At 73.4% G+C, this 11410-nt stretch carries 8 protein-coding genes; 2 read left to right on the top strand and 6 right to left on the bottom strand.

Going from position 1 to position 11410, the window contains the following annotated elements; translation table 11 throughout:
* The coding region (locus GQS09_RS23255; RefSeq protein WP_243761704.1) for an Rv3235 family protein at window positions 1-316 on the top strand (316 nt) is incomplete at its 5' end.
* Window positions 317-469: 153 nt separating this feature from the next.
* Here the strand turns inward: GQS09_RS23255 and secA are convergent.
* Complete coding sequence (gene secA / locus GQS09_RS23250; protein ID WP_165989362.1) at window positions 470-3295, bottom strand: preprotein translocase subunit SecA; 2826 nt, start codon at window positions 3293-3295, stop codon at window positions 470-472.
* A 311-nt stretch (window positions 3296-3606) separates the two neighbouring features.
* On the opposite strand from secA, the gene GQS09_RS23245 reads away from it, so the two are divergent.
* Window positions 3607-4734, top strand: a complete 1128-nt coding sequence (locus tag GQS09_RS23245) for a winged helix-turn-helix domain-containing protein (protein ID WP_243761706.1) — start codon at window positions 3607-3609, stop codon at window positions 4732-4734.
* Window positions 4735-4769: 35 nt separating this feature from the next.
* Here the strand turns inward: GQS09_RS23245 and GQS09_RS23240 are convergent, their stop codons facing one another.
* The 5 genes from GQS09_RS23240 to mtrB form a co-directional block, all read right to left on the bottom strand.
* Window positions 4770-5519 carry a response regulator transcription factor gene (locus GQS09_RS23240; protein WP_165989357.1) on the bottom strand — a complete coding sequence of 250 codons (750 nt, stop codon included), beginning with the start codon at window positions 5517-5519 and terminating at the stop codon, window positions 4770-4772.
* 143 nt (window positions 5520-5662) lie between these two features.
* Complete coding sequence (gene hpf, locus GQS09_RS23235; RefSeq protein ID WP_165989355.1) at window positions 5663-6355, bottom strand: ribosome hibernation-promoting factor, HPF/YfiA family; 693 nt, start codon at window positions 6353-6355, stop codon at window positions 5663-5665.
* A gap of 329 nt (window positions 6356-6684) precedes the next feature.
* Complete coding sequence (locus GQS09_RS23230; RefSeq protein WP_313896300.1) at window positions 6685-7368, bottom strand: ComF family protein; 684 nt, start codon at window positions 7366-7368, stop codon at window positions 6685-6687.
* A gap of 153 nt (window positions 7369-7521) precedes the next feature.
* Window positions 7522-9417, bottom strand: a complete 1896-nt coding sequence (locus GQS09_RS23225) for an LpqB family beta-propeller domain-containing protein (RefSeq protein WP_165989352.1) — start codon at window positions 9415-9417, stop codon at window positions 7522-7524.
* Window positions 9407-11410: MtrAB system histidine kinase MtrB (mtrB, locus tag GQS09_RS23220; protein ID WP_399552586.1), on the bottom strand; the 2004-nt coding region annotated here is incomplete at its 5' end. The genes mtrB and GQS09_RS23225, both read right to left, overlap by 11 nt.

Genomic DNA, 11410 nt, shown 5'->3' with positions numbered 1-11410 from the left:
GTGGTTCGCCCAGCAGCTCCTTCTGGTGCTCAGCGGCCGGAAGCCGGTGCATGTCCTGCTCGGTCACGCCCGCGCCGAGGCCTACGACCGGCTCGGCCGGGCCGCCCCGCACACCCCGCTGCTGCCGCCGGCCGGCACCCGCGGCGCCCCGGCGCTGCGCCGGGTGGGCGCCTGCCGTCCCGGCCCGGACGTGATCGAGGCGTTCGCCCGGATCGCGGTGGGGGGCCGGGTCCGCGCGCTGGCCTTCCGCCTGGAGCGCGCCGCCGGCGGCCGCTGGTACTGCACCGCCGTCGACCTCGACACCCCCGTCCCCTAGACGCCGTCCGGCCCCGGGCACCGGCACGGGCCCCGGCGTCGGGCGCCGCCGCCGGACGTCCGGGCACCGGCAGCGGCGGACCGGCACATGCGAGCGGGGGCCACCCGTGGGTGGCCCCCGCTCGCGGGGCGGCCGGCGGTTCCCGCCGCCGCCTCACTTCTTGCGGCGGCGCCCGCCCTTCTGGGCGCGACGGCGCTCGGCACGCGTCTGCTGCGGCGCGGCCTCGTTCTCCGTGGTCAGGTCGCGCTCCACGACCCCGCCCTCGCCGTCCACGGTCGGCGCCGAGAAGTGCAGCCGGTCGGCGCGCTGCGGCGTCTCCAGTCCCTTGGCCCGGATCTCCGGCCGCCGCCCGGCGGGCACCGGGGCCGGCGCCTGTGCCGGCTGCGGCACCGCGTCCTGCGGCGCACCGGCCGGGGCACCCGCCTTCACCGGGACCTCCTCGACCTTCCGCTCCACCTGGACCTCCAGGTTGAACAGGTAGCCGACCGACTCCTCCTTGATGGCGTCCATCATCGCGGTGAACATGTCGAAGCCCTCGCGCTGGAACTCCACCACCGGGTCGCGCTGCGCCATGGCGCGCAGCCCGATGCCCTCCTGGAGGTAGTCCATCTCGTAGAGGTGCTCGCGCCACTTGCGGTCCAGCACCGACAGCACCACCCGGCGCTCCAGCTCCCGCATCACCTCGGAGCCCAGCTCGGCCTCGCGGGCGTCGTACTGCTCGTGGATGTCCTTCTTGATCGCCTCGGCGATGAACTCGGCGGTCAGCCCCTCGCGCTCACCGACCTCCTGCTCCAGCTCCTCCACCGTGATCTGGCAGGGGTAGAGCTGCTTGAAGGCGTTCCACAGCCGGTCCAGGTCCCACTCCTCGGCGAAGCCCTCCTGGGTCTCCGCCTGGACGTAGGCGTCGATGGTGTCGTCCATGAAGAAGCGCACCTGCTCGTGCAGGTCCTCGCCCTCCAGGACCCGGCGCCGCTCGGTGTAGATCACCTCGCGCTGCCGGTTGAGCACCTCGTCGTACTTGAGGACGTTCTTGCGGATCTCGAAGTTCTGCTGCTCGACCTGGCTCTGCGCCGAGGCGATGGCCCGGGTGACCATCTTGTTCTCGATGGGCACGTCGTCCGGCACATTGGCCATGGACATCACCCGCTCCACGAGCTGCGCCTTGAACAGCCGCATCAGGTCGTCGCCCAGCGAGAGGTAGAAGCGGGACTCGCCCGGGTCGCCCTGGCGTCCGGACCGGCCGCGCAGCTGGTTGTCGATGCGCCGGGACTCGTGCCGCTCGGTGGCCAGCACATACAGCCCGCCCAGGTCGCGGACCTCCTCGAACTCGGTCTTGACCGCCTTCTCGGCGCGCTCCAGGGCCTCCGGCAGGGCCGCCGTCCACTCCTCCACGTGCTCCACCGGGTCCAGCCCGCGGCGCCGCAGCTCGGCCTCGGCCAGCTCCTCCGGGTCGCCGCCCAGCTTGATGTCGGTGCCGCGGCCGGCCATGTTGGTGGCCACCGTGACCGCGCCCTTGCGGCCCGCCTTGGCGACGATCGCCGCCTCCCGGGCGTGGTTCTTGGCGTTCAGCACCTCGTGCTTCACCCCGCGCTTGCGGAGCTGCTGGGAGAGGTACTCGGACTTCTCCACCGAGGTGGTGCCGACCAGCACCGGCTGGCCGTTGCGGTGGCGCTCCACGATGTCCTCGACCACGGCCTCGAACTTGGAGACCTCGGTGCGGTAGATCAGGTCCGCGTGGTCGGTGCGGGCCACCGGCTTGTGGGTCGGGATGGGCACCACGCCCAGCTTGTAGATCTGGTTGAACTCGGCGGCCTCGGTCATGGCGGTACCGGTCATGCCGGACAGCTTGCCGTAGAGGCGGAAATAGTTCTGAAGGGTGATCTTGGCGAGGGTCTGGTTCTCGTTCTTGATCTTCACCCCTTCCTTCGCCTCGATCGCCTGGTGCATGCCCTCGTTGTAGCGGCGGCCCGGCAGCACACGGCCGGTGTGCTCGTCGACGATCACGACCTCGCCGTCCAGCACCACGTAGTCGCGGTCCCGCTTGTACAGCTCCTTGGCCTTGATGGCGTTGTTGAGGTAACCGACCAGGGGGGTGTTGACCGCCTCGTAGAGGTTGTCGATGCCCAGCCAGTCCTCCACCTTGGCGACGCCCGCGTCATGGATGGCGACGGTGCGCTTCTTCTCGTCCACGTCGTAGTCGCCGGTCTCCTGCTCGCCCTTGGTGGGCACGGCCGGCTCGCCGCGTTCGAGCTGGATCACCAGCTTGGCGAAGTCCGCGTACCACTTGGTGGGCTGGTCGGCCGGGCCGGAGATGATCAGCGGGGTGCGCGCCTCGTCGATCAGGATGGAGTCCACCTCGTCGACGATGGCGAAGTTGTGGCCGCGCTGGACCAGCTCCTCCTTCGACCACGCCATGTTGTCGCGCAGGTAGTCGAAGCCGAACTCGTTGTTGGTGCCGTAGGTGATGTCGCAGCGGTACTGCTCGCGCCGCTTGGCCGGGGCCATGCCGGAGGTGATGCAGCCGACGGTCAGGCCCAGGAACTTGTGCACCCGGCCCATCCACTCGGCGTCGCGCTGCGCCAGGTAGTCGTTGGTGGTGATCAGGTGCACGCCCTTGCCGGTCAGCGCGTTGAGATAGGCGGGCAGGGTGCTGACCAGCGTCTTTCCCTCACCGGTGCGCATCTCGGCGACATGACCGAAGTGCAGGGCCGCACCGCCCATGAGCTGCACGTCGAAGTGGCGCATGCCCAGGACGCGCTTGGCCGCCTCCCGCACCGTGGCGAAGGCCTCCGGCAGCAGGTCGTCGAGGGCCTCACCCTCCGCGAGGCGCTCCTTGTACTCGTCGGTCAGGGCACGCAGCTCGGCGTCCGACAGGTCAAGGAAGTCCTCTTCAATCGAGTTCACCTGCTGTGCGACGCGGTTCAGCTTGCGCAGGATCTTGCCTTCGCCCGCTCGCATGATCTTGTTGAAGAGGGACACGAGAACTGGTCTCCTTGCCGGTCGGCCCAGGGCCTGTCCGGCCCTGCACGGTCGGGTGCATGGGCGCGGCGTTCCGTGCCCGCCGCACCGGCCATCGTATGCGAGGCACAAGCGGAGTGTCAGTGCCCGGCTCTACGATCCCCCGCATGACTGCCCCGCATGCGCACACCGCCTCCTCGCCCGGCGTTTCCGTCCCCGCCGCCCGCCCGGGCCGTGCCCGTGGGCGGGAGGTGCCGGTGCCCGCGCCGCGGGCCTCCGCCGAGCTGTCGGCGGACGAGGCCCGGCGGCTGGCGCTGCACGCGCAGGGTCTGATGGGCCGGCCGGACCGCAGGGCCGGGGTGCCCGGGGTGCTGCGCCGGCTCGGTGCGGTGCAGCTCGACACCATCTCGGTGCTGGCCCGCTCGCACGAGCTGGTGCCCTTCGCGCGGCTCGGCCCGGTGCGGCGGGAGGCCGTGGAGGCCGCCTACTGGAGCGGCACGAGTGCCTTCGAGTACTGGTCGCACGCGGCCTGTGTGCTGCCGATGGAGGACTGGCCGCTGTTCGCCTTCCGGCGCCGGGCCTTCCTGGCCCGCGGCCACCGCTGGCACCGGATGAAGGACGCCGGCCGCTCCCTGGCCGAGGTGCGGGCCCGGCTCGCCGGCGAGGGCCCGCTGACCTCCACCGAGCTGGGCGGCGCCAAGAACGGCGGCCCGTGGTGGGACTGGTCGGAGACGAAGATCGCGGTGGAGTGGCTGCTGGACACCGGAGAGGTGGTGTGCACCCGGCGGCGCGGCTGGAAGCGGGTGTACGACCTGGCCGGGCGGGCCGTCCCCGAGGCGCTGCGCAACCAGGAGCCGGCAGACGAGGAATGCCGGCGGCGCCTGGTCGCCGGGGCGGGTGCCGCACTGGGCGTGGCCACCCTGGCGGATCTCGCCGACTACCACCGGATGACCCAGGCCGAGGTGGCCGGGGTGATCGAGGGCACCGGGCTGGTGCCGGTCACGGTGCGCGGGTGGCAGGCCCCGGCCTGGGCCGATCCCGCCGCGCTGGCCGAGCCGCCGCGCGGCCGGCACCGCACCACTCTGCTGTCCCCGTTCGACTCCCTGATCTGGGACCGGCGCCGCACGGAGCGGATATTCGGCATGTCCCACCGGCTGGAGGCGTACACCCCCCGGGAGAAGCGGGTGTACGGCTACTTCGCCATGCCGCTGCTGGCCGGGGGCCGGCTGCTGGGCCGGGTGGACCCGGCCCGCGAGGGCCGGGTGCTGGTCGCCCGGCACGCCAGCTTCGAGGGCACTGCGCGGCAGGCGGCCAAGGCGGTGCCGGCGATGGCCCAGGCGCTGCACGAGGCCGCCGGATGGGTGGGCTGGGCCGGGGACATCCGCATCGAGCGGGTCACCCCGGACGAACTGCGCGGGCCGCTGGACGCCGCGATCGCACGGGGCTTCGACCCGCGCTGAACGGCGGCCCGGGTGACGGCCCGGGCCGCAGGCCGCTATCCGTTCTCCAGGTCGAGGATCTTCTCCCGCATGGCATAGACCACGGCCTCCATGCGGGAGTGCAGCTGGAGCTTCTCCAGGATGTTCCGCACATGGTTCTTGACCGTGTTCTCGCTGATGAACAGCTCCTTGGCGATCTCCCGGTTGTTCTTGCCGGTGGCCACCAGCTTGAGCACCTCCAGCTCGCGCCCGGTGAGCTTGGGCGCGGGCACCAGCCGCTGCTCCTCCCCGGTGCGCTGGATCAGCGCCTTGAACTCGGTCAGCAGCTTGGCCGCCATGGACGGGCTGATCTGGGACTGGCCGTCGGCCACCGCCCGGATGGCGGCGGTGACCTCATCGGTGGAGATCTCCTTGAGCAGGTATCCGGTGGCGCCGGCCTTGATCGCGTCGTAGAGGTCGGCTTCCTCGTCACTGATGGTCAGCATGATGATCCGCGCGCTGGGGGCCATCTCCTTGATGGCGGTGCACGCCTCGATGCCGCTGCGCTTGGGCATCCGGACGTCCATCAGCACGATGTCGGGCAGCAGGTCGGCGGCCTTCTCCACGGCCTCGGCCCCGTCCCCCGCCTCGCCGACGACCTGGATGTCCTCCTCCTGGGCGAGCACGATCTCCAGCCCGCGCCGGAACAGCTCGTGGTCGTCCACCACCAGGACGCGGATCGGCTCGGCGGACCGCCCGGCGGCGAACGGGTCGTCCGCAGCCCCGGAACGGGCATGCGGCATCGTCGGCCCGAAGCTGTCCACCATCGTCATCTCCCCCTGCTGCCTGTGCGCACCGGCCGTTCGCCGCGCCCGGCCCATCGGGCTCCCCCATGATTTCACGACACCGTCCCCGGCCGGATCCAGAGATCCGGCCGGGGACGGTGTCGTGACGATCCGGCGGGCGGCGGTCAGCCGCCCAGGGCTCCGCCGGCGCCCTCCGGGGCCTGCTGGACAAAGGGGTCGGTCTCCAGGTGGATCACGCCGTAGTCGTAGCCGTGCCGCCGGTAGACGACGCTGGGGGCCTTGGTCTCGGAATCGACGAAGAGATAGAAGTCGTGCCCGACCAACTCCATCTCGTACAGAGCCTGGTCCAGTGTCATGGGGGCGGCGGTGTGGGTCTTCTCGCGGACCACGAGCGGGCCCTCGCCGTCGATCTCCAGTGGTCCCTTCTTCTCCGGGCGCGGCGGTGCCTCCGGCTCGGGCCGCTGCCCCAGCTCGCCATTGCCGTTCATCCGCGCCGCGCCGGCCACCACGGCGCCCACCTCGCTGGCCGGGATGCGGCCCTTGCCACGCCGGGTGGTCCGCTTGTCGTGCAGTCGCCGGAGCCGGTTCTCCAGCCGCTCCACGGCGAGGTCGAGGGCTCCGTAGGGGTCCGCCGCGGCGGCCTCGGCCCGGATCACCGGACCACGGTGGCGCACCGTGATCTCGACCCGGTCGGACCGGTCGGCCAGCCGGGGATTGTGCTCCTTGGACACCTCGACGTCGACCCGGTTGATCTTGGTGTCGATCCTCTGGATCTTGTCCAGCTTCAGCTTCTCGGCCACGTGCCGCCGGAAACGCTCCGGCACATCTGTCTTACGGCCCTTGACGACGATGTCCACGCAGAACTCCGTTCCCGGATCGCTCCGCCGCTGAGGCGGAGCACATCCTTGCAGTAAGTCCGGACAGGCCCCGACGGAAGGTCCTCTCCGGCGCTACGGCAGGCGCGCCTGTCACCTCCTTCTCCCCCGGCGGCGGGCTCCCCATCCCTGCCGAACGCAGGAACGAGGCGGACGGTCCCGCAAAGCCCCGTGGAGTGTGCCGAGGAGCGCGTATGGATTTGTCCTGGATATTCCGGGACATCCACCATACCCATGCCCTCGAACGTACCTCCAACGGTGGACGCCGAACACCCGTACGCCAAGCTCTGCCCATCGCGGCTCCTGCCGAATCACGCACCGGGCACCGACGCGACCACGGCCGCGCCCAGCACGGGCGAGGCGGACTCCCGCACCGCCCGGGCCGCCTCGGCGAGCGTGGCGCCGGTGGTGATCAGATCGTCCACCAGCACGACCGCGCCGGACAGGGCCGACCGGCCCCGGCGCACGGTCAATGCGTCCCGCAGATTCTCCAGCCGGCCCGCGGCCCCGAGCCCCGCCTGGTCGGCGACGGCCCGGCGGTGCCGCAGCACGCACCAGACCCGCACCGGCACGCCCTCGGCACGCAGCCGGGCCGCGGCGGCACGGGCCATCCGCCGCACCGGATCGTGCCCCCGGCGGGCCCGGGCCGCGGCACCGGAGGGCACCGGCACCAGATGCAGCACCCCGGGGGCGGCCCGGGCACCGCCCGCCGCCCGCACGGCGGAGGCCAGCGCCACGCCCAGCGGCCCGGCCAGGCCCAGCGCACCGCGCTCCTTGTGCGCCAGCAGCACCGCGCGGGCCCGGTCGGCGAACACGGCCGAGGCGTAGACGGGCGGCAGCCCCGGCGGCTCCGGCCACGGCCGCACCCGCCGCGCTCCGCCGCCCAGCAGGGCCGCCCGGCACTCCGGGCACAGCACCGTCCGCGCCGCGCCGCACCCGGCGCACTCCGCGGGCAGCACCAGCCCGCCGATCTCCCGCACCAAGCCCTCGAACACACCCCGACCCTGCCCCCGCCGGGCGCCGCCCCGCCACCCCTGTGGACAACCACCCGCACGCTCCGGCAGCGCAGCACCGGCCGGGTGCGGCCCGGCCCGTCCCGGCCCGGCCCGGCGTGGCGTGACGTGGCGTGGCCGGACCGGGTGGTCTGGTCAGCCGGGGTAGACGGGGGCGGTGCCGGTGGCCAGGATCTGCCACTGGCCGTCCGGCCGCTGGCGGACGACGCCCTCCGCGACCTGGGCCAGCATCGGCCGCTTCTCCTCCTCCGAGGCCGCCACCCCCATGACCTCGCCCAGGCCGGGCAGCGAGGGCGAATTGACCGCGGAGCCGTCCGTGGAGACGAACTGGAGCTGCTCCACCCCGTCCGCGGGCCGGCCCACCACGACCAGCCGGCTGTCCCCCGCCCAGGCCGCGGCCGTGACATTGTCCAGGTGCGGGGTCACCGGCCGCAGATCGCGGACCGTCACCACGAAGTCGCCGCCGCGGGCCGCCCCCACCGCGTCCTCGGCCTCGGCGCTCAGCGGCGCGTCGCCCGTGGTGCCGGGGTCGCGTTCCACCCGCCCCAGATACAGCCTCCGCTTGTCGCCCTGGCGGAGCAGCAGCGCGATCCGCACCCCGTCCGAGGCCGGCCGCACCTCCTCGATCCGCTGGCTGGCGCGCAGGCCCTCCACCGTCACCGGGACCGGTTCGCCGGTGCCGCCGGGAATCCGGTGCAGTCCCGGGTTGCCGCTCCGGTCCGCGAACCACAGGTCGCCCAGTCCGTCCCAGCTCGGCACGGACAGTCCGCCGGACCCGTCCTCCCCGGCGGGCGCGGTCACGTAGGAGGGCTCGGGAAGCTCGTCGGACCTGTCCAGTCCGGCCACGAACAGCGCGTCGCCGCCGGCCGACACGCCCGCCGCCAGCTCCTCGTCCCGGCTGATGCCCACGGAGCGGAGCTGCACGTCGTGCAGCGGGCCCTCCACGACCCGGGGCCGCTGGGTGTCCTCGCCCACCGAGATCAGCCGCTGGTCCTCGTTGAGGAAGTACTGCCGGTCCTGGTTGCCGACCAGCAGGCCGGGCCGCCAGTTCAGCGCCTCCGACTCGGTCAGCGAGCAGTACGGGGAGCCGTCCTCGTCGGCGAGCAGCACCTCGCCCGGCTCGCCCACGCCCAGGTCGCGCACGGTGAACAGCACCTGCGCGGCCATCCGCTCACAGCGCCCGGTCGCCAGATCCCCCGGCACCCCGGTCAGCCGCAGCGGCAGCAGGCCCGACTCGGTCACGGTCAGCCGCTGGTCGCCGGCCAGCCGCGCGGACGCCGGGAAGTAGCTGCGTGCCACCGGCGCCAGCCACTCGCTGGGGCCGCGCAGCACCATGGACACCGCTTCGCCCACCGGGTCCACCCGCCTGCGCACGAACACCGGATCGGGCACCAGGGTGTCGGCGACCCGCGGCACCTCGGCCGCCGCGGCCCCGGGGTCGGCGAAGAAGTAGGTGTCCACCGTGCGGTAATTGCGGCGGAAGTCCTCCTCGGCGAGCACCAGGCCGTCCGGCAGCTCGTCGATCCGCCACTCCTCGTCCACCAGGCGCAGCCGGAACTGTCCCTTGTAGCCGGCGTCGTCCGGACGGAAGATCCGGCCCTCGTCCACGGTGGCCAGCCGGGTTCCGGTGACGTCGAACACGCGGCTCTCACCGTCCTCGGTGTGCTCGCCGCCCAGGCTGGTCGGCAGCGGTCCGGTGCTCAGCACCGTGGTGCTGGCCAGCGGCCGCCAGGTCTCGCGGGCCTGCGGGGTCAGGTACTGCTTGGCGGTGGCGAAGTCGGACTCGTCGCTGGTGATGGCCTCCAGGAAGCCGAGCAGGATCTCCTGCGGGACGGCCCCCTCCTCCGGCGGCACGCCGAACACCCGCACCTGGCCGTCGCCCTCGGGCCGCTGCGCCGAGTCGACCCGGTGCACATCGCCGCTGCCCGGCATGGAGGCGCAGCCGGCCAGCAGCAGCGCCCCGGCCGCGCAGCCCAGCACGCGCCGTCGCAGCGCACGCCCGCGCCGGGCCGGGAAACCGTCAGCGGCCATGGCCGTCCTCCTCCGGCCGGCCGGACTCCTCGCGGCCGGCCTGCCCGTTCACCGTGCCCGGCAGGGAGCGGGCCATCTGCGCGGACCCCCGGGACGGTCCGGCGGCGCCGGGCTCACCGGCCCCGCCCGCGAGACCGGCCTCTCCCGCCGGATCACCCGCGGGCGAGGCACCGCCCGCCGGGCCGGAGGCCCCGGCCCCGGCCGCCGTCTCCACCGGCTGCAGCCGCGCCGCCCGGGAGTCGTCCGGCACCAGCGGAATCGGCGAGTCCCGCAGCGGCGACCCGGCGGTCCGCGGCAGCGTCAGCCGGAACTGGGAGCCGCCGCCCGGCTCCCCCCAGGCCTCCAGCCGCCCGCCGTGCAGATGGGTGTCCTCGATCGAGATGGACAGCCCCAGACCGGTGCCGCCGGTGGTCCGGGCCCGTGCCGGATCGGCCCGCCAGAAGCGGTTGAAGACCCGCTCCGCCTCGCCCGGCCGCAGCCCGATGCCGTAGTCGCGCACCGCGACCGCCACCGCGCCGTCCGCGCCGGGTCCCTCCGCCAGCCTCACCACCACGTCCCGGCCCTCGCCGTGCTCGATCGCGTTGACCACCAGATTCCGCAGCACCCGCTCGATCCGCCGCGGGTCGACCTCGGCCCGCACCGGCCAGGCGTCGCCCAGCACCAGCAGCCTGCTGCCCTTGCGCTCCGCCAGCGGCTCGGCGCCCTCCACCACCCGCCGGACCACGTCCCGCAGATCGGTGGGCTCGGCCTCCAGCAGGGCCGCGCCCGCGTCGAACCGGCTGATCTCCAGCAGGTCGGCGAGCAGTTCCTCGAACCGGTCGAGCTGGCCGATCAGCAGCTCGGCGGAGCGCGCGGTCACCGGGTCGAAGTCCTCCCGTGCGGCGTGGATGACGTCGGCCGCCATCCGCACCGTNTGGATGACGTCGGCCGCCATCCGCACCGTGGTCAGCGGGGTGCGCAGCTCGTGCGAGACGTCGGAGACGAAGCGGCGCTGCATCCGGGACAGCTCCTCCAGCTGCTGGATCTGCCGCTGCAGGGAGCGCGCCATCTTGTTGAAGGACTCGCCGAGCCGGGCGATGTCGTCCTCGCCGCTGACCTTCATCCGTTCCTGGAGCCGGCCGGCCGCCAGCCGCTCGGCGATCCGCGCGGCCATCCGGACCGGGGTCACCACCTGGCGCACCACCAGCCAGGCGATCACGCCCAGCAGCACCACCAGGAACACCCCGGCGGTGGCGATGGTGGTCTTCACCAGGCTCAGCGATTCGTCCTCCTGGGTGAAGGGGAAGAGGTAGTAGAGCTGGTAGTTGTTGCCACGGATGTCGCTCAGCCGCTTGCCGACGATCAGCGCCGGCTGGGTGGAGCCGTCCTGCCGCACCACCGTGCCGTACTGCCAGTGCAGATCCGGGCTGGTGTCCACGGCCTCGCGCATCTCCATGGAGATGGACTGCTCGGGCCGGATGTCGGAGGAGGCACGGGGACCGCGCGGGGCGCCGATGCCGTCCGAGCCGAACCGGGAGCTGTCCAGGTCGGAGCTGAGCGCCACCACCGAGTAGACCCCCTGCCCGCCGCTGGCGAGCTGGGAGACCAGGCCGGTCAGCCAGGTGCCCGGGTCCACGGTGGGCCCGGCACCGCCCTCGGCGGCGGTGTCCGGCGCCGCGGCCCGCTCGGCGGCCACCGCGAAGCCGCCCTCGGCCTGGCTCTGCGCGATCTGCCGCTTGGCGTCCAGCAGGCCGTTGCGCACCTGCCCGATGACCACCACGCCCAGCACCAGCACCACGGCCAGTGACAGCAGCAGGGTGGAGGCCACCACGCGGAGCTGGAGATTGCGCCGCCACAGCCGGACGGCGGGCAGCAGCGGGCCGCGCGCCCAGCGGCCGAAGATCCGGATCGCGGGCTGCGCCCGGCCGCCGGTCGCGCCCTCGGGCAGCAGCGTGCTGCGCCAGGACCGGCCGGCACCGGCGGTCCCCTGGCCGCCGGCCGGGCTGTCCGCCCC

The organism is Streptomyces sp. YIM 98790 (assembly GCF_011421595.1).
Lineage (GTDB): Bacteria > Actinomycetota > Actinomycetes > Streptomycetales > Streptomycetaceae > Streptomyces.
This window is presented reverse-complemented; position numbering and strand designations above follow the sequence as displayed.